The sequence below is a fragment of the Ruegeria sp. BG11 genome (genome assembly GCF_056538565.1).
In genome coordinates this window covers 495936-517865 of sequence record NZ_JBQFTH010000001.1, presented here as the reverse complement: position 1 = coordinate 517865, position 21930 = coordinate 495936, and the positions used below count along the sequence as shown (strand labels likewise).

The 21930-nt window shown below is 52.9% G+C and carries 20 protein-coding genes and 1 pseudogene; 15 read left to right on the top strand and 6 right to left on the bottom strand.

Annotation, left to right across the window (positions count from 1 at the left end):
* Nucleotides 1–44: 44 nt before the first annotated feature.
* From ACR0JF_RS02600 to ACR0JF_RS02585, 4 genes and pseudogenes are all read right to left on the bottom strand, one after another.
* Nucleotides 45–920: pseudogene (locus tag ACR0JF_RS02600) on the bottom strand (IS5 family transposase).
* A 63-nt stretch (nt 921–983) separates the two neighbouring features.
* Nucleotides 984–1928, bottom strand: coding sequence for an MBL fold metallo-hydrolase (locus ACR0JF_RS02595; RefSeq protein WP_170660110.1), 945 nt, complete (start codon nt 1926–1928; stop codon nt 984–986).
* A 332-nt stretch (nt 1929–2260) separates the two neighbouring features.
* A complete protein-coding gene (locus tag ACR0JF_RS02590) occupies nt 2261–2776 on the bottom strand; it encodes a GNAT family N-acetyltransferase (protein WP_170660109.1) in 516 nt (171 codons plus the stop codon).
* Nucleotides 2777–3319: 543 nt separating this feature from the next.
* On the bottom strand, nt 3320–4273 hold the full coding sequence (locus ACR0JF_RS02585) for an amidohydrolase (protein ID WP_480668876.1): 954 nt from the start codon (nt 4271–4273) through the stop codon (nt 3320–3322).
* 211 nt (nt 4274–4484) lie between these two features.
* Between ACR0JF_RS02585 and ACR0JF_RS02580 the strand changes: the two genes are divergently transcribed.
* Nucleotides 4485–4859: a cupin domain-containing protein gene (locus tag ACR0JF_RS02580; RefSeq protein ID WP_170660108.1), complete on the top strand. Its 375-nt coding sequence runs from the start codon at nt 4485–4487 to the stop codon at nt 4857–4859.
* Nucleotides 4860–5185: 326 nt separating this feature from the next.
* Here ACR0JF_RS02580 and ACR0JF_RS02575 read toward each other — a convergent pair whose 3' ends face one another.
* On the bottom strand, nt 5186–5923 hold the full coding sequence (locus ACR0JF_RS02575; protein ID WP_170660107.1) for a DUF1194 domain-containing protein: 738 nt from the start codon (nt 5921–5923) through the stop codon (nt 5186–5188).
* A 242-nt stretch (nt 5924–6165) separates the two neighbouring features.
* Here ACR0JF_RS02575 and ACR0JF_RS02570 point away from each other — a divergent pair, with 242 nt between their 5' ends.
* On the top strand, nt 6166–6888 hold the full coding sequence (locus tag ACR0JF_RS02570) for a type 1 glutamine amidotransferase (protein ID WP_170660106.1): 723 nt from the start codon (nt 6166–6168) through the stop codon (nt 6886–6888).
* Nucleotides 6889–7337: 449 nt separating this feature from the next.
* On the opposite strand, the gene ACR0JF_RS02565 is transcribed toward ACR0JF_RS02570, so the two are convergent.
* Nucleotides 7338–8012: an FCD domain-containing protein gene (locus ACR0JF_RS02565; protein WP_170375230.1), complete on the bottom strand. Its 675-nt coding sequence runs from the start codon at nt 8010–8012 to the stop codon at nt 7338–7340.
* 138 nt (nt 8013–8150) lie between these two features.
* Here ACR0JF_RS02565 and ACR0JF_RS02560 point away from each other — a divergent pair, with 138 nt between their 5' ends.
* The 13 genes from ACR0JF_RS02560 (at nt 8151) to ACR0JF_RS02500 (ending at nt 21926) form a co-directional block, all read left to right on the top strand.
* On the top strand, nt 8151–9494 hold the full coding sequence (locus tag ACR0JF_RS02560; RefSeq protein WP_170375232.1) for an NAD(P)/FAD-dependent oxidoreductase: 1344 nt from the start codon (nt 8151–8153) through the stop codon (nt 9492–9494).
* Nucleotides 9495–9562: 68 nt separating this feature from the next.
* Nucleotides 9563–11038 carry a glutamine synthetase family protein gene (locus ACR0JF_RS02555; protein WP_170660105.1) on the top strand — a complete coding sequence of 492 codons (1476 nt, stop codon included), beginning with the start codon at nt 9563–9565 and terminating at the stop codon, nt 11036–11038.
* A gap of 153 nt (nt 11039–11191) precedes the next feature.
* Nucleotides 11192–12058 (top strand): class II glutamine amidotransferase domain-containing protein, encoded by an 867-nt coding sequence (locus ACR0JF_RS02550; RefSeq protein ID WP_480668875.1) that lies wholly within the window; start codon nt 11192–11194, stop codon nt 12056–12058.
* Nucleotides 12046–12915 (top strand): GltB/FmdC/FwdC-like GXGXG domain-containing protein, encoded by an 870-nt coding sequence (locus ACR0JF_RS02545; RefSeq protein WP_170660103.1) that lies wholly within the window; start codon nt 12046–12048, stop codon nt 12913–12915. Before ACR0JF_RS02550 ends, ACR0JF_RS02545 begins: the two co-directional genes overlap by 13 nt.
* A 53-nt stretch (nt 12916–12968) precedes the next feature.
* Nucleotides 12969–14333 (top strand): FMN-binding glutamate synthase family protein, encoded by a 1365-nt coding sequence (locus tag ACR0JF_RS02540; protein ID WP_170555555.1) that lies wholly within the window; start codon nt 12969–12971, stop codon nt 14331–14333.
* Between the two features lie 13 nt (nt 14334–14346).
* Nucleotides 14347–14760, top strand: a complete 414-nt coding sequence (locus tag ACR0JF_RS02535) for a hypothetical protein (RefSeq protein WP_170375242.1) — start codon at nt 14347–14349, stop codon at nt 14758–14760.
* Nucleotides 14761–14763: 3 nt separating this feature from the next.
* On the top strand, nt 14764–15612 hold the full coding sequence (locus ACR0JF_RS02530) for a carbon-nitrogen hydrolase family protein (protein ID WP_170660102.1): 849 nt from the start codon (nt 14764–14766) through the stop codon (nt 15610–15612).
* A 92-nt stretch (nt 15613–15704) separates the two neighbouring features.
* Nucleotides 15705–16199, top strand: a complete 495-nt coding sequence (locus tag ACR0JF_RS02525; protein ID WP_480668874.1) for a hypothetical protein — start codon at nt 15705–15707, stop codon at nt 16197–16199.
* A 1-nt stretch (nt 16200) separates the two neighbouring features.
* The gene (locus ACR0JF_RS02520) at nt 16201–16494 is read left to right on the top strand and encodes a DUF1330 domain-containing protein (RefSeq protein WP_170375248.1); all 294 of its coding nucleotides are present in this window, start codon (nt 16201–16203) and stop codon (nt 16492–16494) included.
* Entirely contained in the window at nt 16491–17825 is a 1335-nt protein-coding gene (locus ACR0JF_RS02515; RefSeq protein ID WP_170660100.1) for a flavin-containing monooxygenase, read from the top strand. The genes ACR0JF_RS02520 and ACR0JF_RS02515 overlap by 4 nt, the downstream gene beginning before the upstream one ends.
* Nucleotides 17826–17892: 67 nt before the next feature.
* Nucleotides 17893–18846: an ABC transporter substrate-binding protein gene (locus ACR0JF_RS02510; RefSeq protein ID WP_170660099.1), complete on the top strand. Its 954-nt coding sequence runs from the start codon at nt 17893–17895 to the stop codon at nt 18844–18846.
* A 75-nt stretch (nt 18847–18921) separates the two neighbouring features.
* Nucleotides 18922–19941 carry a betaine/proline/choline family ABC transporter ATP-binding protein gene (locus tag ACR0JF_RS02505; protein ID WP_170660098.1) on the top strand — a complete coding sequence of 340 codons (1020 nt, stop codon included), beginning with the start codon at nt 18922–18924 and terminating at the stop codon, nt 19939–19941.
* On the top strand, nt 19941–21926 hold the full coding sequence (locus ACR0JF_RS02500) for an ABC transporter permease subunit (RefSeq protein ID WP_170660097.1): 1986 nt from the start codon (nt 19941–19943) through the stop codon (nt 21924–21926). The genes ACR0JF_RS02505 and ACR0JF_RS02500 overlap by 1 nt, the downstream gene beginning before the upstream one ends.
* The last annotated feature ends 4 nt before the right edge of the window (nt 21927–21930 follow it).

Here is a 21930-nt window from a genome sequence, read left to right as displayed (position 1 = left end):
TGCTGATATTCTAGCGTGTTTTGTCGAACCGCCAGGGTTAGGCCTCATAGCCAATAGATAACGAGTGCTGCGAGGGCGATTGCTGACAGGAAGACCTTTGGGCACCTGTCGTAGCGGGTTGCCACACGCCGCCAATCCTTCAACCTGCCGAACATGATCTCGATCCGGTTGCGCCGTTTGTAACGACGCTTGTCGTACTTAACCGGTTTCTTCCGCTACTTCCGGCCAGGGGTGCAGGCGAGCACCCCTTTGTCTTTCAACGCTTCCCGGAACCAATCGGCGTCATAGCCACGATCCCCGAGCGGCCAATCGACATCCGGCAGGCCGCTCAGCAGTGCCCGCGCACCAATGTAATTGCTGACCTGACCGGCGGTGATGAACAGGTTGAGCGGACGTCCCCGGCTGTCGCAGATGGCATGCAACTTGGTGTTCATGCCGCCCTTGGTGCGACCCCTCTCGGCAGCATCCTCCGGATGCACCTGCCGGGCAATGAATCAGGCGTCCACGCCCCCTTTTTTGACGCCCAAACTGCTTGCGGTACGGTGGGCCTTCAGGTTGGTGGCATCGACCATCACAGTATTCTCTTCACCGTGTTCGGCAGCCAGACCGGCCATCATCCGGGCGAAGATGCCTTGTTCGTGGCGGCATTCGAACCAGTGGCGTTTGCCACTCACCTCCACCGCTTCCAACGGTTATAGGGCGTTTCCGGGGCTTACGCGGCCCCACTGGGACCACGATTCCCTTCAACTGTGTGGGCCATACGCCGAAGGGGCATCGCGCCATCTCAACCCATTGCGATTAATGAAGATAATGCCGCTCAACACACGTCGATCATCAACGCGTGGTTTGCCCTGGGACTTGGGCAAGAAAGGCTCAAGACGCGCCACCTGCGCATCCGTCAGCCAGAAAAGATCAGACATGGTCACCGCTCGATTTTCGAACCGTGAATCACGCAGCAAAGCGGAAATCAATGGGTCCTGACCCTAACCGTACTGATGGCGCGCCGCCGTCCATCGGTATCCGTCACCGGCTGTTTCCAGATATCCCAGACCGGGAAGAGAGATGTGCGACCCGCCCATCATTATGCGATCCGCAGCAACCATATCCATAGTCTTGACGCGGGTTTCACGTGCCAAATCCTGATCAGTGTCAAAGCCAATGGTCACGGCGGGCATAGCGAGTTGCACCGCTGGAACATGAACAATGTCGGCCGCAATAAGCAGGACATCGCCGTCACTTTCGAGCATCAGGCCCGTATGGCCGACGGTGTGGCCGGGCAGCGCTATAGTCGAGAGCCCAGGAGCGATTGCGGTTTCTTCAGCGCCAAAAGGCTCAATCCGTTCGCCAAAACCATCGAGGGCGGAGCGTGCAAGGTCAAACGCAGCTTTGAAGGCATCAGGAGCCTGCGCCTGAATCTCCTCGCTGGTCCAGAAATCGATGTCAGCGCTCGCTACCCGGAGTGTCGCGTTCAAATAAGGATTACCAACTGGCGAAACCGTGCCGCCGATGTGATCGCCGTGCAGATGGGTGAAGACCACCGTGTCAATAGCGGCCGGATCAAAGCCGAGGGCGTTCATCACGGAGGGCAACTTGCCAAGGGTCGGTCCGAAGATTTCGCCGGTCCCCGCGTCGACCAATATTTTTCTATCACCAATTTCGACCAAAAACGCATTGACCGCGCTCGGATGCGCGTCGGTGGCTATGTGCGCATTGTCAAGCAAGGTCGCGAACTCTTCCGGTGTTACACCGGAGAGCATTTCAGGTCCGATCGAAATGAACCCATCGGACAGCACGTGCACCGTCGCCGAGCCCACCTGGTAGCGCCGCGCCGCTACGAGGCCCTCCGCTCCGAGGGGCGCGACGTTCCACCCCAATGCAGCGAGGCCCGAAGTGATGCCTGTTCCGGCCAAGAATACGCGTCTGTCCATGATCATTCTCCCAAATTTCTCGAGACTACCCCTCACTGTTGCTACCCTAGCAGTAATGGGGACGGCGTGACACTAAGGTTGAATGCGGCGCCCGTTGAAAATTCAGTGATCAGCCAATCGCCGCTCGGTCTAGGCGAGCTCTGCAAAGGAAATCCATTGATTGCCGCGCAATCGACAAAGGTCCGGTATCACTGGCTGCGCTGCAACGCCCAAATGTTCTGGCGAACGACCGCTTTGGGCCGTCCTGAAGATAGCGCTCTAGTCCTCAAACGAAGATGCTGCGCTTGCCTAAAGGTCTGCCTTAAATCCAGGCCGGACGTGTCGAATGCGCTTCAACCGACTTTCTTGGAGTACACGTGCGAATTCGTTGTTGAAAGGTCAGGTGATAATTCGAAACCTGCCTTTTCAAGCACCCGAGCGCTTGCCGGGTTTTCAATGCTGACACCTCCCAGCAGCCTCACCGGGCCGTCCTTTTCTGCCGCTGACACCAAACCTTGGACGAGTTCTGTTGCGACCCCCTGACCCCAAGTTGCTTCACCGAGCAAATAGCCAATATGAAGTTCTGGCGCTTGCGAGTCACTGGGATCGGACGCCAAAATCAACAGTCCGACTAATTCGGAGTTGCGCCTCCAGTTGACAAGAAAAACGTCGCTTTCCTCAGCGCGTTCGTCCACCCAAGAAGCAATGTCGTCATCTCCGCTCAGGTGCAGAGGTGATGGAAGATGCTCAAGCACACGGCGTGACAATATCGCGGACAAAGCAATCTCCAGCCCTCGGCGCGCCTCCCGGTCTTCCAATGTCGATTGCCAACTGTGAGCCGAAAGCCTTTCAGTGAGGAACGGATCCATGTGTCAGGTACCAGCATTTGAACTGAAGATGTCGTGAAGATACCGGATCACGGTGAAAAGTCGAATGTCCGTTTCGTCCGCAATTCGGACATAAAGCCTATTTTGCTGAATGCCCGGTCTCGGTGAAAGCAGACATCGCACAATATCACCTCGTTTTTCGACTTAAATGTCTGCTGCTGCCGGGTGCGGGTACTGTTGTGCGCTGAGTGGATGGCGGCAAAGTCCGCACCACGAACCGGTCTAATCGCTAATGCCGTCGGATGACGACTTTGAGCCCAAATTGGATCGGTTTATTTTCTTCCTACTTGGAAGTTAGCCATTTTCGTTTTGGGATGTCGTGACCGGCAGGCGATTTCGGACCAATTCCACGAACCACTCGACGCCCGGCACGATTGCATCGTCGTTAAAGTCGTATTCGGGGCTATGCAATGGGGCGCTATTTCCGTTTCCAATATTGACAAATGCACCCGGAGCTAACCTTAGCGCCTGTGCGAAATCCTCAGAAGCTCCCATGCGATGCGCTCTAGAGTTGGTTTTGCCAGGTCAAAATACTGCTTCTGCGGCTACTATTGCGTGCTGAGTTGCACGATCGTCATTAACTAGGGGGATAAACACCCGATCGTAGCGTATCTCGACAGAGCAACCATGAGCTTTGGCTGTACCTTCAGCGATACGGCGCATGGTTTCTTCGATCTGCAAACTAACGTCGTCACTGAAATGACGGCAATCGCCCTCTATTGTGGCCTCGCTGGCGATCGCATTCTTCACGTTGTCACCCTCTATCGACGTAACGGAGACTACAGCAAGTTCAGCTGGGTCAATCACCCGAGCCACGATAGTTTGCAGTTCGCTCACAATCGAACAAGCGCATAAGATTGCATCTTTACAATCGTGTGGACGAGAAGCATGTCCACCACTACCACGCACGACGATCCGCAATCCATCTTCCGCCCGCATGAAAGGCCCGGATCGCACTTCAAACGATCCCACCGGCAATCCGGGTTTGTTATGTAAACCGTAGATCTCGTCGAACGGGAAACGCGACCCGAGGCCGTAACGGATCATCGCGTTCATTCCCTGACCCCATTCTTCAGCGGGGTGAAACACAAATTTTACGGTACCGTCAAAACCGCCTTCACTGGCCAAGACCGCCGCCGCACCCAGCAGAATGGTAGTGTGCCCATCATGGCCGCATGCGTGCATGAGCCCTGGTTTAGCCGAGGAGTAGGACAGATTAGTGGTTTCCTGGATCTTCAAGCAGTCCATATCAGCGCGAAGCGCGATTGTGCGGCCGCCGGTTCCAAGGCGCAACGTTGCAACAACGCCCGTGTTGCCTACAGCCGTTTCAATCTCCTCGATGCCAATCTCACGTAGTCTTTGGGTAACAAAGCATACGCTGTCCTCTTCTTCGAAACCAAATTCAGGGTTTCGATGCAGGTGTTGTCGCCATTGACGCATTGTCTCGTCGAGTTCAGCGGAAACTGAGTAGTCGTTCATGTGATCTATCTTTCGTCACGTTCAGCGAAACAGCAATAGCTTTAAACCAAAGCCGTCTTTGTTCGCATTGTGGTCGTTCGCATGACTTTGGTGATTGTTCGCACCGAGCCTTGGGAAGGCATCATTATCCAAACAGCGCCTAGACCGTTTGCCCGGTGTAAAACACCTAGACATCATGTAGTTTGATCACTGTTGATGGAAGGAGGCACAAATGAAAGTTATTAAGCCAAATCAAAGAAAAGTCGCCAATGTTTACGACGACGCCGCCTTTTCACCTTACGATCCTACAGGATTGAATGAAACTGGCACCCATTTCATTCAATTGAATCCCGACTCAGAACGAGATGTTGGCTTTTACATCTACCGAATGGCACCCGGTTCCCGGTCGACACCCCATCGACACGGGGGAGCGGAAGAATTTCTTATCGTTGATGGCGAATTGATAGACAACGACGGAACCATCTACAGGCAAGGCGATGTCGTCTGGCTCGCAGCCGGGACGGAGCACTCGTCTTACACGGAAACCGGATGTTTGGTGGCCGTCTATGCAGAAGCTGCGGAAGAAGCGCCGGGCAATGACAATTAGGCCAAGTCAATTTTTGGCGAAAGCAGTTATCGCCGCCAAAAGAACGGGTTTTACTCAACAAAGATCGGCAGCTTGGTCTACTGTGCGGCCATGATATTCCTTTGGGATAGTGTATTGAGACCAAAACATCTACCGATGTCTACTCCTGCAGAGGCTTTTTGATATCGGGTCACAATTGCCACCGGATTTCCTGTTTCTGGCCGTTGCCCGACGCAATTTACGAATACTCTTCTTGTGTATGCGTCGTTTGTTGAATTCTATTTTACCAGTTTTCCAAGCATCTCGCATGAAAAATCCATAGTAGCCAGTCCATTCAAACGTAAGGTCTAGCGAGGCGGGTATCCGCTGTGGCCGAAAACTGGTAGGGTGGTTTCCCTTATTAGTTTTCTTTTCATCGCTTGAGCATAGTCTTCGTAACCATTCGCAATCATTGCAAATGCTGCACTCCCATGGATAACCTCACGCTCAAAATATCTTTGAAGCTCATTTTGAGTTAACCATTCACCCACGTCGCCTTTTTTTTCTGGCTTCGGATGCCCCACTACCAAAGCATTGACTGTTACGTTCGTAAAAATATTGAGCTCGTAAACGCGCTTAGGAGGTGGGCCTATGTTGTTTTTGCCATCTCCCGACACGTCCACGGTCTTTTGCCAGCAATCCTTTTTTCCTTCGAGAAGTTCGCCTGCAAACATTAGTGCAGTGCTAAGCGCCGTCTTTAGGCCTGCACGCTTCTTTCGATACGACCGAATTCGATCAATAGCGGCGTCGATCGCATTCTGACTGTCTAGTATCGTCCAAGGTTGAATCAAAAACTGATGATTTTGGGAACTCCATTCAAAGACAGCAAGGTGAACTGGGGTTTCAGGGTCCTTCAAAATAGTTGCCCGTACTTCGGTGTTGTTCAGTGCGTAGGAAAGACCATTCAATTGTTGCGCATATTCAACTTCGTCTACGGAGCCAGATACATCCAACGCAAGTACAAGCGCCAGTCGGCACGGTTCTGCTCGTACAAGCGCTGGCATCAGCAACGATGAATACAGTAGCAGGATGGTTAGTCTACGCATGCCCGATCTTCGCAGGTTTTTGTTCAATAGCTAGTGGTTTGCGTGGACCGGTTTTTTTGGTCTTTTTGAAGCCTCTGGGTTTTGACGAAAGTAACCTCGTTTTGACGTCGAACCGCAGGTTGTGTTTGTTGCTGTCTGTTTGTGGCCGGGAGACACTTGTTGAGTTGGTGGATAACACCCACGACCTTTCGCAACAGGAAAAAATCGTTCTACAATTAAGTTGATCTGAAAAAGGAAGGGCTATGAAGCTTCTAGTATTGCAGCACGCGACCGTCGAACATCCAGGTGTTTTTCGCAATTTCCTTAGAGAGGACGGTCACAGTTATGATGCGGTCGAACTGGATCAGAAGCAACAATTGCCTTCACTGGACGGATACGAAGGTCTGTGGGTGATGGGCGGTCCCATGGACGTTTGGCAGGAAGACGCTCATCCATGGCTGAAAGACGAAAAGGCTTTCATTCGCGAGGCCGTAGAAGTCAGAGGTCTGCCTTTTCTAGGCTTGTGTCTGGGGCATCAGTTATTGGCCGAAGCCTTGGGGGGAAGCGTGGGGCCATCTGAGACACCTGAGATCGGTGTTATGGACGTTCAGCTTACCGAGGAAGGAGCTTCTGGCGTCATACTGGATGGTTTGCCGGATCGCTTTCCATGTCTTCAATGGCATTCGGCAGAGGTTACGCAGATGCCTCCGGGGGCAACTTGCCTTGCAACTTCGCCAGGCTGCGCCGTTCAAGCTATGAAATGGGGGACGCGTGCCTATTCTGCGCAATTCCACATCGAAGTAGAAAAAGACACGGTTTCCAATTGGGCCGAAATCCCCGAGTACCGGTCAGCATTGGATGACGCTATGGGCGAGAACGCTACCGGACGTCTTGCTGCCGATGTTTCTAAGCATATGCCGGAGTTCAATGCTATGGCAGAACGACTCTACATCAATTGGATGCAAACGTCTGCGCAGGCTCAGTAATCAGTCAAAGTGTTGTGCTCGACCTGGCTCGAAACGAAGGAAGACGAGCGTTCTGTTTTGGCCAGCCTTGTCTTTGATAGATATAGCATACACACCTTTTTCATGCGCCCATTCCCTTAGGTCGTAGCTGTCGGGGTGGTTCACCTGCTCATCTGGCTTCAAAAGACTGCCATTTCTGCATTTCGTCAGCGTGGTCCACATTGCCGAAGCCTGATCTTCTGCGGAAGGGCTCCTATAGGCGTGGCTCCAGTAACAGGAAACTCCGGTTGTCGAAAAAGACGATAAATAGGTTGCGCAAACTGCGCCTTCGGGTGCCGTACCCGAAGCGGTAAAGCGGTTCAACGCGTCGACTGTCTCGCATTCACTTGCCAGCGCAAGAACGGGTAGTACGCCAAATACTCCGGCGCAGATTGCGCCGAGAGACCTTAGGTTTGGACTGGGCAAGCGCACTACGCTTCCGCTGCACGCATAAGCGACAAACGTGCAGTTTCTAGATGCTCTTTCATTTTGACAGCGGCGCGCTCGGGTTCACGTGAGCGCAATGCGTTGAGAACTTCACGGTGCTGCGCATTGTATTGTTGGATAATCTCTTCTTCGAGTGTGAGATGACGCATGCGGGTCCACTCGTCCAAGGATCGCACTGTATTAATCTGACTAATCAACCAAATTAGAAGGTTGTTTCTCGTCGACGCGGCCAACCTGCGGTGAAAAGCCGTGTCTGCCTCGGCAAATAAAACAGGGTCGGTCTGAGCCGCCTCCATTTGTGTGCAAAGCGCTTCCAGTGCCTCAAAGTCTTCTCGCCTACCGTGCAGAACGCTTAGGCGGCAGATATGTGGTTCCAAAGCAAAGCGGGCGTCGATCAGTTCCAATGGAGTAGCTTCTTCAACGGCCGGTGGAACAACATCCTGTTTTGCGGCCGTAACATAAGTGCCGCTCCCGGCGCGGGTTTCCAACAACCCTTCCTTCTCGAGTTGGTAGAGCGCGTCGCGCAGCGTGTTTCGCGCGACCCCTAGCTTTTCCGCCAATACTCTCGACGGCGGCAACCGCTCGAATCGCTGAAATTCTCCTTCTTCGATCGCACGTCTCAGCTCTGTTGCAACGTCGGAGAAACTTCGTCTTCCCATTTGTGATCCATTTTATAGTCCAATAATAAACCAATTTTGCAGTTTTTGGCCCAAAAGGCAATTATTGGTTCAAAAGTTGTTGATTTTGGCTTGCGGTGCGGCTCTTCTTCTTAGCGTGACCCAATGACGAGGAAACTCATGGCATTCCCTCAACATGCAGACTACGTGATCATCGGTGCAGGTATCCATGGCATATCTACGGCTTGGAAGCTGGCTGAAAGGTTGAAAGAACGTGGCGAAGAAATTGAGGGCCGCATTGTCGTTTTGGATAAAAGCGGTATCGCTGCAGGAGCTTCTGGGATTGCCTGCGGAGTAGTTCGCAACAACTATTTCCAGCCTGCAATGCGCAAGCTCATGGCCCATTCGGTTGATGTCTGGGAAAGTGATCCAGAAGGGCTATCGTACCACCCCGTCGGTTACATGCAAATTTCTTCCGAAAGCATGCGCGAAGACGTGGGGTCGATTTATGCACAGCAGCAGGCGATCGGTTATGAAAGCGTCTTCATTGAAGGTGAAAACGCCTGCACGTCGTACATGCGTGGCTATTTTGGGGACTGGCAAGCCCAAAAAATAACATCCGTATTGCACGAAAAGCGTGGTGGTTTTTCTAATCAAACCAAGACAATGTACGCGCTTGCGGAAAAGGTCGAAGCGCTTGGTGTCCGCATCATTACCGGGGTCGAGGTCGTCGGTTTCGAAGCCATGAACGGGTCTGGTGCGATTCAGGCCGTTGAAACGGACAAGGGCAAAATTTCATGTGAACGCGTCATCATCGGCGCTGGCCCCTGGGTCCGCAACTTCTGGTCAATGCTCGACTTGCCCGGCCAGATTACTGTTAAGGATCTGCAAGGTGAGGTGCACGAAGGCGTAGATATGTGGCGCTTTTGGCAACTTGAAGAAGGCGTGCTGAATATTGATCCGAACATCGGGCGGGCTGATGACGGTAGCCTTGCGCCAGTCATACATGTGGATACCGATGCGCCCCTGAAATCGACCGTCGATGGTTCCATCATCACAGAAGAGATGTGGGGCATCTATTACAAGCCCGATTGGCATTTTGGAGGTATCCAGGGAGGGGCGAGCCCCTACAAAGTGGAAACACCCGTAGACGAAGTGCAAATCGATCCTTACGGACCGTCTTCTCCGGAATTTGTTTCAAGCCATGAATTTGCTCATATGTGGGTGAGTGCACTCGCCCATTGTCAGGCGCGCTATGAAGGTATGATGCCAAAGTACCACAAGGAAGCATCGGGAGGGATCGGCTGTTTCACGGCGGACAGTTTCCCGGTTTTCGATCATTTCCGAGAAAACGTCACGGTGATTGCAGACAGTAACCACGGTTGGAAAATGCTGGGTGTTGGTCACCTGATTGCGGACGAAGTGCTTGGGGAACGACAGGAACTTCTGGAGCCGTTCCGATTTGATCGGTTCGCCAAGGGTGAACTGCACCCTGTGTCCAACAGCCCTTATCCGTGGAGTTAACAGAAATACCAAGTTCGCATTGAAGAGCGCCGTAAGAGTGCTCCGTCAAGCCAGCAAGGAGATAGAAAGTGGCCACCGATCTTGAAAGATTTGTAGACGCGCCGGGACGCGATGAGAAAATCAAGCAGGTACGGGAAATGATCAATGCCAAAGGCATTGAGTATCTCTACCTTCAATTCGTGTCGGTCACTGGAAAGATCATGGGTAAAGGTATCCCAGCTGATCACTGGGAAACCGTTGCCAACAAAGGATTCCAGCTTGTCTACGGGGCGACGGTAAACCTCTTCACGGATCGTGCTGGCAACTATCTTGGATATGGTCCGGAAGCAGCTGAACTTGTAGGCATTCCTGAACCGGAAACGTTTATGCAACTGCCCTGGGCTCCTACGATCGGGCGTTTCTATTGCACATTGTTCCGGAACCGAGAGGAAAAAGAAAATCCGGGTGGTTATCTTACTTCAGATTGCCGCGGAAACCTGCGTCGGTTGCATGAAGAATTCACCAAAAAACACGGAACAAAGTTGCGGATCGGCACTGAGCCCGAAATGATGTGGCTGAAGTTTGACGAAGACGGCAAACCACGCGACGGGTTTTCAAAACCATACTGCTATCACATCGACCAGTTCGAGAGTCTAAGACCTGTTTCCATGCAGGTGATCCGATATGCTCGCCAGATGGGCTTGGATATGATCCAAGGCGACCATGAGGATGCGCCGGGCCAGCTTGAACTGAACTGGATGTTCGACGACGTGTTGCGCAACGCCGACAGGTTGACGACATACCGCCAAATCTGCGCGCAGGTGGCGCGCGAGAACGGAATCTTTGCCTGCTTTATGACTAAACCTTTCATGGGTGTTTCAGCCAGTGGCTGTCATCACAACATGAGTCTTTGGAGAGGCGGCGAAGATGAGTTCGTTCGCACCGGCAACGATCCGGACGATTTGCCAGGGATGAAAGAAAACTACATGTACGTGAAGGGTGGTGAGAACACGTTCATGCCCGACACCGATGATCCTCAGATGCCCGGAAAGGAAGGGTTGAAGGCCATCGGTGGGGTTGTCACCCATCTCCAGGCTTTGACGGCCATTGGGTGTTCCACTGTGAACTCCTATCGGCGCTTGTGGGATACAGGTTTTTGGGCTCCTGTATTTGCAGACTGGGGTTTTCAGAACCGAACGACTGGCCTTCGCGTTTCGGCGCCGGGACGTTTTGAGTATCGCTCAGTCGACTCGATGGTGAACCCATACATTATGGGTTCAACTCTATTGGCGGCCATGGATGACGGGCTGGATAACAATCTCGATCCTGGTGAGCCTGAAGAACGCAATATCTATGAGGCGATGGCCGAAGGTAAAGAAGTGAAGAAGCTTCCGATGTCCCTTGGCGAGGCTTTGGATCATCTGGATGCAAACGAGGTGGTCAAGCGTGGCATGCCGGGCGAGATGTACCGCCTTTACGAAGAGTACAAACGCGATGAGTTTGCACGCTTCATGTCTACCGTCACCGAATGGGATAACGAAATGTATATGGAGTGCCTGCCTTAACCGGAGGCTTTTGGGCGAGTCTCGCACGACGCCAGCCCAACCATCAAACCAGCTAGTTGAAGAATTTGCAGGAGGAGCGCAGGTCAAATGTGCGGAATTGTTGGACTAATTCATCTCAAAGGAGCGTCGAATGTCGGCGGTGAGATGACGGCAATGCTTCAGTCGCTTAAGCATCGTGGACCGGATTCAACCGGCTATGCAGTCTATCGCGAAGACGCAGAAGACTATGTGATGCGGGTCAAGATTGCGGAAGCAGAGGACATGGATCGCGGTCGCGGCATCCATGACGTTCTGGAAGAGCGTCTGGCTCAGGTCGACGCGATCCTTGAAGAGCATGGCGCGAACGTAAAGCACAAGGAACGCGTACGTCCTTATGCGCTGCGCTATGTTTTGACCCACAACGGAAATACAGGGGAGATGGCGGAACACATCGAGGAGATCGATGATGTTGAGATCCTCTCGCTTGGAAACGGTTTGGAGCTGATCAAGGATCTCGGCGATGCATCCGTTGTCGCCGAGGCCTATGGCCTGAGTGATTTTCGGGGCACGCATGGTATCGGCCACACTCGGATGGCAACAGAGTCCGACGTCGATATCAAATCCGCGCATCCCTATTGGGCGTTCCCGTACAACGACGTCTCGGTCGTTCATAACGGGCAAATTACAAACTACTGGATTATGCGTCGCGAGATGGAACGGAAAGGGCACCGTTTTATGTCGAACTGCGACAGCGAGTTGCTGGCAGTCTACACGGCGCACAACCTTGCCAACGGCGTAACGCTGGAGGAAAGCCTGAGGCGTTCGATTGATGAGATCGATGGTGTTTTCACTTATCTTGTTTGCACCAAGGATCAATTGGGCATGGCCAAGGACACAATGGCTGCCAAACCGCTGGTCCTTTACGAGAGCGACGACCTAATCGCAATGGCCTCTGAAGAGGTCGCGATCCGCGCGATCCTGCCTCATGAAATCGACACTACCGATCCCTACGACGAGGAGGTTCGCGTATGGCAAGCGTAAGCGATGCAGACCTGAAGGGAATGACCCAAGAGGAACGGGTCAAAGCTTTGGGCATGACAACGGATCAGCTAACCGGGCGGTCCATGTATATCGAATTCGACCCGGATGCGACCGAACGGTTTGCCTATCCCTGGGCACCTGACGTTGATTTCAACAAACGGACTGAGCTTGATTGCGACGAGATGACCGCGACGGAGGTCAATGCAAATATCCGGTTGCTGATGGAAGAAGGTTACGGTTCCATTGTCATCAAGAACCCGCGCGGCATGCACAGCCTTGGTGTTGGGATCCTGAATAAACTCAACCTGATCGTCGAAGGTTCGACAGGGTATTTTGCGGTCGGCCTGATCGATGGGCCCAACGTGCGGATCAATGGACGCGTAGGCTGGTCCTGCGGCGAGAATATGATGTCCGGCACAGTGATTGTGGAAAAAAACGCTGGGTCCACATTTGGAGCAGCTATTCGTGGCGGTGATCTTGTGTGCCGAGGTTCTGTTGGATCACGTACTGGCATCGACATGAAGGGCGGGACGATCATCGTAGGCGGTGATACTGGTGCGCTTTCTGGTTTCATGATGCAGCGCGGCCGGATGGTTGTTTGCGGCAATGCCGGAAAGAACCTCGGTGACTCGATGTACGACGGCACGATCTACATCGGGGGCGATATTCAGTCCTTAGGCGTCGATGCGGTTGAGGCTGAACTGACCGACCTCGACAAGGCTTGGTTGACGAGAAAACTCACCCAGTACGGAATGATGCCAGACAACGGTGTCGATCACTTTACCAAAGTAGTCGCGGGCAAACAGCTCTGGAACTACGACAACCTCGAACCGAACGAGAAAAAGCTCATCCTCTAAGGGACGGCCTTGCTCGCCAAGGATGCCCGATAACCCTTTGAAAGGTATAAAACATGGCAGATGGAAACCCGCCAACCAAGAAAGTTCTCGATCGTGATGTGAACCGTATCGGAGACAGCTTCATTTTCCCGCCGCGGGTCATGGACGACATTCACATCAAGTCCGAACTTGGCCGTTACAGAATGCGAGGTTTCTCGCTGTTCAAAAAAATTCCGCACTGGGACGATCTGACTTTTCTTCCCGGCACACTGACGCGCTTTGTTATCGAAGGTTATCGCGAGAAATGCGAAACAAAAACGGTCATCGGACCGCGTGCGAAAAGGCCGTTGGAACTGGATATTCCGGTCTACATAACAGGCATGAGTTTTGGTGCCTTGTCGTATGAGGCGAAAACTGCTTTGGCGCGTGGGGCGACGATGGCGGGTACCGCCACCTGCTCGGGCGAGGGTGGTATGATCCCTGACGAACGTCGGTATTCGTCGAAATGGTTCTATCAATGTATTCAGTCGCGCTATGGGTTTAATCCTCATCATCTGGTGCTTGCAGACGGTTGCGAGTTCTTCATCGGACAGGGATGTAAGGTTGGTCTAGGTGGCCACCTTATGGGGCAGAAGGTGACTGACCAAGTTGCCGAAATGCGCTCGTTGCCCGCCGGTATCGACCAACGTTCGCCAGCTCGCCATCCAGATTGGTTAGGGCCGGACGACCTCGCGCTGAAAATCCAGGAAATACGCGAAGCGACAGACTGGCAAATTCCGATCCAACTGAAACTTGGCGCTGCCCGAGTCTATGACGACGTGCGAATGGCCGTAAAATGCGATCCGGACTCGATATACATTGACGGTATGGAAGGTGGCACCGGCGCGGGTCCACACCTTGCGACCGAAGATACCGGGGTTCCCGGTATGGCCGCAATCCGTCAGGCGCGCAAAGCGATTGACGATCTTGGAAAGCGGGGCGACATCACTTTGATTTACGCTGGCGGCATCCGCAACGGTGCGGATATCGCTAAGGCGATTGCTCTCGGCGCGGACGCAATCGCGATCGGGCATTCGGCGATGATGGCGCTCAATTGTAACAAGGACATCCCTGAGGCCAACTACCCCGAGGAAATCGGGGCGGAGCCAGGTTATTGCTATCACTGCCACACAGGCCGTTGCCCGGTTGGCGTAGCAACGCAAGATCCCCTTCTGCGCCAACGCCTTGACCCTGATGAAGCGGCAGAGCGTGTCTACAACTTCCTGCATACTCTGACGATTGAGGCGCAGCTGTTTGCCCGCGCTTGCGGAAAAACGCATCTGCATTCGCTTGAGCCTGAAGATTTGGCGGCACTGACCATGGAAGCTTCAGCTATGGCCGGAGTCCCATTGGCTGGCACAAGCCACACCGTCGGCGTCGAAGACTATCATCACCTTTAAGGAGACCTGAGCTATGGCCGGAACACAGTATCGAGGGTCTGAAATCAAGGACGTCAACCAGTTCATCAATGATGCGGATGGATTGGAATCAGAGCGTGAGAAAGAAATTGGGCAGCATATTGGCTACCGATATGATGTGAATCTTGTGCCGGATTACAGCCGGCTTACGCCTTTCCTCAAGGACTACATAGAATTCATGGGCTGGGACGACTTGAATTGGCTCGAAGACATTCACATGGGTTACGAGGAAGGTAAACCAGCGGTCTTTGACCGAAACATCAACGGATGGGTTCGAATACCAGACAGCATCGAGCTTCCCGACAATCAGCAGGACCGTGACATGATTGCGCGAGAGCTATTGTTGAAGTTTCAAATGTCCGACCGTCACCCGTTGGTCATGCTTAGAAAGGCTTACAAAAAGTTCTAATCCATGCCGCGCCAGCTAAATATCGCCTGCCTCCAAACCCGGCCCATGCCGACCATGGAGAGTGCTTTGGCCGAGGCTTTGCCGATGGCTGAAGCAGCAGTTCGAGCCGGTGCTCAAATGCTATTTTTGCCCGAGTATTGCGGCGGGTTAGCATCAGATGGCAAACGTTTGTGCCCACCATCTCAGCCGGAATCGAAACACCTTGTACTGAGCAAACTGCGAGAATTTGCGGCCGAGCGGAAAGTTTGGGTGAACATTGGATCCATCGCTGTAGACGGACCGGACGGGAAGATCATCAATCGTGGCTATATGCTCGATCCTTCGGGCGAAATTCTGGGGTACTATGACAAGATTCACCTGTTTGATGTGGATCTTGCTGAAGGCGCTACCTATCGAGAGAGCGACACCGTAGCGCCGGGGGATCGTGCCTGCATTTACGAGACCTCTTTGTGCAAAGTGGGTCACACGATTTGCTATGATCTCCGGTTTCCCGGGCTTTTCAGGGATCTTGCGCAGGGAGGCGCGGAAATACTGTGCTGCCCAGCGGCTTTCACCAAAATTACAGGAAAAGCGCACTGGCATGTTCTTAATCGAGCGCGCGCCATTGAAAACACGTCATTTGTTGTTGCCCCATGTGCTGTTGGTCCTGTTCCTGGTGGCGGGGCGAGCTATGGGCATTCCCTTGTAATCAGTCCGTGGGGAGAGGTTTTAGCTGACGGCGGCGACATTCCTGGCGTCATCCACGCCCAACTGGATCTCGACCTTGTTCAAGCCACGGCAGTGCGCGTTCCCAGCTTACTTCATGACAGGCCATATCGAATAGAAGACACAAACAAAAAGGACGTCGCATGAGTTCACTGGGTACCGTCCTAGGAGAAAGCTATTCCGCTTCGCCGCTGCGCCTTGCTTTTCTCAAGTGGCAGTGCCGAGTAAGGCAGATAGCGATGCGCGACAATCAAGGTCGCCCAGATGATGCGATTACACCGGCTCTTTTTTTGCCAAACCACGACGAACCGCTTGGGCACATCATCACCCTGCTGAACAAGGCTCCGGGCTATTCGGTCACGCCAGAAATGCTGCACATGGCGAAGAAGACGAATGATCCGGCTCAGCGTCGTGATCAGGCGGTACGGTTCTTTTCCGCGACTTATTACCAAAAAGCGGCGGAGTTTTCAGATATCCTAACAGCCACCTTTCCACCGGGGTCACAAGGGGCAGCCTCCATACGTGACGCGAACATGGTTCGCCTTCGTTTCGAGGCGTACATGCAGGTGTTTGATCTGTCTTGCAAAGTCTGGCGACTGGCATCAAACAACCCACTTTATCAGGCGACTATGGCGCACAACCGGTTGTTCAATCCGGCCTTGTCAGAAGACACAGAGGTTCTGGGCTTTGAGCCGGACTGGAACGCCAGTTCATCAGAACCAGAGGTGCGCTGATATGGTTCCGGGATACGTCATTGCACAGATACGCGTGACGGACGCTGAGACGTATCCCACCTATGTCGCAATGGTTCAGGCGATCGTAGAGAAGTTCGGCGGTGAATTTCTTGTGCGTGGAGGTCGCAACGAAAGTCATGAGGGTAGCCCACATGGCGATCGGCACGTCGTAATTCGGTTTCCAAGCTATCAGGCTGCAAAGGACTGGTACCATTCCGCGGACTACGCTGAGGCCAAAGCACTTCGAATGTCCGCTTCCAGCAGTGTTCAAACCATAGTCGAGGGGGTAGAATGACCAAACGTATCTGTATTATCGGAGCAGGTCCGTCTGGGCTTGCACAACTACGTGCATTTCAGTCAGCCGCCGAAAAAGGCGCGGAAATCCCAGAGATTGTCTGTTACGAAAAACAGGCAGATTGGGGTGGGCTCTGGCGATACACTTGGCGCACCGGACTGGATGAGCACAGCAACCCCTGCCATGGGTCAATGTACCGTTATCTTTGGTCGAATGGACCCAAGGAAGGGTTGGAGTTTGCGGATTACACCTTCGAAGAACACTTTGGAAAACCCATTGCGTCCTACCCACCGCGTGCTGTCCTGTTCGACTATATCGAAGGCCGGGTAAAAAAGGCGGATGTCCGAAAGTACATTAAATTCAACACCGTTGTGCGAGATGTGCGAACGGTTGAAGACGGGTTTGAAGTAACAGTTCGTGATGCCCTAAGTGATACTGAAGAGCGAAGGATCTTTGATCAGGTCGTGGTAGCATCAGGGCACTTTAGTTTCCCGAATGTACCGCATTATCCCGGTTTTGAGTCCTATAAAGGTCGCATCCTGCACGCACATGACTTTAGGGACGCTGTGGAGTTCGAGGACAAGGACATCCTAATCCTAGGAACATCCTATTCTGCTGAAGATATCGGCTCTCAGTGTTGGAAGTACGGATGCAAATCAGTAACGGTTGCACATCGGACAGCGCCCATGGGTTTCAATTGGCCGGAAAATTGGGCGGAAGTCCCGGCGCTGGAGCGAGTGGACGGAAAAACCGCGTACTTCATTGACGGAACCTCTCGTGAAGTAGATGCGATTATTCTATGCACTGGATACAAGCACCATTTCCCATTCCTTCCGGATGATTTGCGATTGAAGACGGCTAACCGACTGGCTGCAAACGACCTTTATAAAGGTGTCGTGTACACAGGAAATCCCGATCTCTTTTATTTGGGCATGCAAGACCAGTGGTACACATTCAACATGTTTGACGCGCAGGCTTGGTGGGTGCGGGACGTGATAATGGACCGTATAGCATTGCCTGATGCCGCAACAATGGAGGCGGATTGGCAGAAACGACAGGCCGATGAAGACGCTCTCAAAGATGACTATGCCTGCATCGCTTATCAGGGCGCTTACACTGGCGAGCTCATAAATGAGACCGACTACCCCTCATTCGACATCGAAGCAGCAAACCAGGCTTTCTACGAATGGAAAAAGCACAAGAAGCAAGGAATTATGGAATTCCGGGATCATGGCTACACCAGCCCAATGACCGGCACAAAGGCGCCCCCACACCATACGGTCTGGAAGGATGCGCTGGACGACAGTCTTGAGGACTACCTGAAGACTTGAAAAGGGCGAGTAAACCCTCGCCCTGACCGGGCGTAGCGGCATCGCCGAAACAACTGGGAGAATGAAAATGAAAAGACTGACTTTATTGGCCTCTGCAAGTGCGTTTGCAATATCGGGTGCTGCAGCGCATGCAGCCGACAGCGAAGATCCGATCGTAATCCCGATCCACAATTGGTCCAGCCAAATTGTGATGTCGAATGTCGTTGGTCAGATGTTCGAAGAAATGGGCCTGAACGTTGAGTACGTCACTACCGACAGTCAGGCTGTGTACGAGTCGGTCCGCCTGGGCGACGTCGCGTTAGAGCTTGAAGTCTGGGAAGGTGCATTCGGCGCTTCTTTCCGCGAGGCGCTTTCCAAAGGAGGGCTGCATGACGCCGGTGACCATGACGCCGTAACGCGCGAAGACTGGTGGTATCCAATGTGGACCAAGGACGCTTGCCCCGGATTACCGGATTGGGAAGCTTTGAACGACTGCGCTGCAGTGTTTGCGACTGCTGAGACAGGCGACAAAGGACGTTACCTTGATGGCCCGGTCGATTGGTTGAAACACGGGCAGGAGCGGGTCGAGGCGCTGGGTATGGACTTTGTCGTTGTGAACGCGGGTTCTGCTGCGGCACTCTGGGCCGAAATCGGTGCTGCAGAGGCTGAAAAGAAACCCGTTGTTGTGTTCAATTGGACACCAAACTTTGCCGAGGCTGTCTGGCCAGGTGAATTCGTTGAGTTTCCTGCTTGGGAAGACGGCTGTGACACCGATCCTGCAGTAGGCCCAAACCCGGACGCCCTCTATGACTGCGGTAATCCGGCCACCGGCTATCTTAAAAAGGCGGCTTGGGATGGTATGAAAGACAAGTGGCCAACAGCGTATTGCGTGCTGACAAAGATATCTTTCACCAACCCTCAGATCGCTGAAATGGCGAAGTTGGTGGATACTGATGAGCTGGAACCGGATGAGGCCGCGGTCGAATGGCTTGAAGCAAACCGCGACGTTGTTGATCCGTGGGTTCAGGAATGTTCGGGCTGATATTTAGCTAATTTGACAAACACACCTGTCCCGCGAGACCATGTGGGGTAGGTGACCGGACGACAGGGGAATGGCATGGCACCGGTAATTTCGGCCAGAAATGTTTGGAAGCTATTCGGGGCTCACCCAGAAAAGTACCTGCGATCTATGCCGGAGAGTCATGGTTTCGACGATATTCGTGCCGACGGGTATATTGCCGGTGTCAAAGATGTATCTGTAGATGTCGGCCAAGGTGAAATGCTTGTTATCATGGGGCTTTCCGGGTCTGGGAAGTCAACTCTGGTTCGTTGTTTCTCCAGGTTGCACGATATAACTGGCGGCACCATCGAGGTCGAGGGTCAGGACATTATGTCATTGGCGGAAAAAGACCTGATTGAATTGCGCCGGTCCAAAATGGGAATGGTGTTTCAGTCTTTTGGCCTGTTGCCGCATCGAACGGTTCTTGAGAACGTTGCGTTTCCATTGGAGATGCGAGGGCAAGACAAACACACGCGGCGCGAACGTGCGTTGGAAGTCGTGCGCTTGGTCGGCCTTGAAGGGCGCGAAGATTATTTTCCGCGCGAACTGTCGGGTGGGCAGCAACAGCGGGTTGGTATTGCTCGATCTCTGGCAATTGAGCCGGATATCTGGTTTTTGGATGAACCTTTTTCGGCACTCGATCCTCTGATCCGCCGGGAAATGCAGGACGAGTTTCTGCGTTTGCAGGAGATTCTGGGTAAGACGATCGTTTTCATAACCCACGATTTCGACGAAGCTCTTCGGTTGGCGGACCGGATCGCAATTATGAAAGACGGCGCGATCGAACAATGTGATACGCCGGACGCGATCGTTATGAACCCCGCAACCGAATATGTTCGGAAATTCACTGAGGATATCGACAAAGCGCGTGTTGTTCATGCCCGCGGCTTGTCGCGACCGATAAATGGTCATTCACTGGAAGGCGAACCAGTGGATTCGAAGGCCACAATTCAGGATCTGGCGCGACAATTGGTTAACGAAACCCGCGAAGAGATTCCGGTGGCGGACAATTCTGGAAAAGTTGTTGGCGTAATGCAGCGCTCAGAAGCACTCGATCTTTTGTTGGGGGCTGGTTGATGGCCGTCACGAACGCCTCCGAGGTCGGCGCAAGTGCCTACGATGGTGGTCGTCGAGATCCGGTTTTGTTGGCATTGATTGGTACTGCACTGGTTTTTATCATGGCGCATGCATTCGGCGTGCTGCCACCTTGGTTACAGCGGATTCCAGAGGCGATGATCCCGCCAACTGCAGAGGCACTGGACGCTGTTTTCGCCTTTGTTCAGAATGATTTGGGCCTTATCTATGTGACCAGATTCATAGCAGAGGGACCACTTGAGTTCCTTTTGGATGCAGCCGCAAACCTGCTTTATGGAAAACGCCGCTGGCCCATGCTGGGGCCGATCCCATGGACGGCAATTGCAGGTGCGGTGACGGTACTTGGCTACTACCTCGGCGGCTGGAGGCTTGCCGCTTTGGCGGGGGGAACGTTTGTCTGGACTGCGCTAATTGGCCAATGGGACATTGCAATGCAGACCATGTCTGTGTTGGTCGTCGCGGCTCCGATCGCATTTTTGCTTGGGCTTTTGTTGGGTATTGCTGCTTGGAAATACGGTTGGGTGGACACCGCGATCAAGCCGATCCTGAGCGTGCTTCAGACGCTTCCGTTTTTTACCTATCTGTTGCCAGCGGTGATCTTCTTTAAAGTTGGCCCAACCGCTGGGGCTGTTGCTACCATTATCTATGCTATCCCACCCATGATATTGATGACTACGCTTGGTCTAAAAAAGGTTAGTCCGGAAGTTGTTGAGGCGGGTAAGATGTCTGGCTGCACTCGATGGCAGATGTTGACGCGTGTTTATTTGCCTGCAGCACGCACCGAGATATTGGTCGGTGTGAATCAAGTTATCATGCTGTGTCTCGCAATGGTTGTACTGACGGCCTTTATTGGAATGCCGGGCCTCGGAGCAAAGTTGCTGGCCATGATGGGTAGCTTTAAACTCGGCCGTTCTTTTGAGATCGGTGTGACCATCGTTTTGTTCGCAATAATGCTCGATCGATTGTCAAAGGCGTGGGTTGTCAAACAACCGGAGCACTTTGAGAAAGGTACGCCCTGGTGGAAGCAACATGCTTATCTCTTGGTCGGCCTAGCCGTCTTTTCCGTGTTCTGTATCGTCGCGCAATTCGTTGATGTTTTTGCCGAAATCGGCCGACGTCAATCATTCTCTAAAGGAAAAGAGATTGACGCTTTAATTAAAGGTTTTTTGGCAATAGATGCCGTGAATGCCGTGACTGAATGGTTGCGCTGGTTCTTAAATGTCAAAGTTCTGATACCATTCCGAAACTCGCTTCTTTGGATTCCAACACCCGCGTTCATTTTGCTGATTACGGCGCTGGCGTATTGGCTTGGTGGCAAGCGGCCCGCTATTTATGGGTTCGTTTTCTTTACACTTGTCGCGCTTTCGGGCTGGTGGGACCGTTCCGTTATCACGCTCTATACGGTGATCTCTGCCGTCATAATTTCAATGTTGATCGGTATTCCCTTGGGTATATTTGCTGCGCGTTCCTCAAAGTGGTCAAACCGTATTTTGCTGGCTTGTGATACGGCGCAGACATTCCCCAGTTTCATATACCTTATCCCAGCTATTATGCTGTTCGGCGTTAATGACGTTGCGGTTGTGTTTGCGATAGTAATCTTCACTACTGTTCCGCTAACGCGATACACGATTGGAGGGTTGCGCACAGTTCCGCCAGAAATAACCGAAGCGGCTGATATGTCCGGCGCGACACGTCGGCAGAAGCTATGGACGGTTCAGTTGCCAATGGCCCTGCCGACTATGGCAGTAGGATTTAATCAGGCAATAATGTTCGCCTTCTTCATGGTGATCATTGCCGCCTTCATTGGGACCCAGGACCTAGGTCAGGAATTGCAGCGGACGCTGGCAGGCACTGAGCTTGGTAAGAACATCGTACTGGGGATGAACGTTGCGTTTATGGCACTGACATTTGATCTGGCTGTCATGGCGTGGGCCGAGAGGCGCAAAAAAGTACTGGGGCTCGGGTGATGAT